We start from the raw sequence: 521 nt of genomic DNA, 5'->3' as shown, positions 1-521 counted from the left end.
AATAGCTCACTGGTCGAGTGACTCTGCGCCGAAAATGTAACGGGGCTAAACACACCACCGAAGCTATGGCTTGATGCTTGCATCAGGGGTAGGGGAGCGTTGAATGCGGGTTGAAGGTGTACCGTAAGGAGCGCTGGACTGCATTCAAGTGAGAATGCCGGTATGAGTAACGAAAAGATCTGTGAGAATCAGATCCGCCGAAAGCCTAAGGGTTCCTGAGGAAGGTTCGTCCGCTCAGGGTAAGTCGGGACCTAAGGCGAGGCCGATAGGCGTAGTCGAAGGACAACAGGTCGAAATTCCTGTACCACCGTAATCCGTTATGAGCAATGGGGTGACGCAGTAGGGTAGTGACGCGGACTGATGGATGTCCGTCTAAGCAGTGAGGCTGGTGTGTAGGCAAATCCGCACATCGTAAGGCTGGGCTGTGATGGGGAGCGAAAATTATAGTAGCGAAGGTCATGATCTCAGACTGCCAAGAAAAGCCTCTAGCCAGGAGAAGGTGCCCGTACCGCAAACCGACA

The 521-nt window shown here is 53.4% G+C and carries 1 rRNA gene; it reads left to right on the top strand.

Annotated elements, in window-relative coordinates:
* Window positions 1–521 (top strand): 23S ribosomal RNA (locus tag ACL9RM_RS26480); the annotation flags it as partial.

The sequence above is a fragment of the Paenibacillus sp. S29 genome, assembly GCF_049319765.1.
GTDB classification, from domain to species: domain Bacteria; phylum Bacillota; class Bacilli; order Paenibacillales; family Paenibacillaceae; genus Paenibacillus; species Paenibacillus polymyxa_B.
This window is presented reverse-complemented; position numbering and strand designations above follow the sequence as displayed.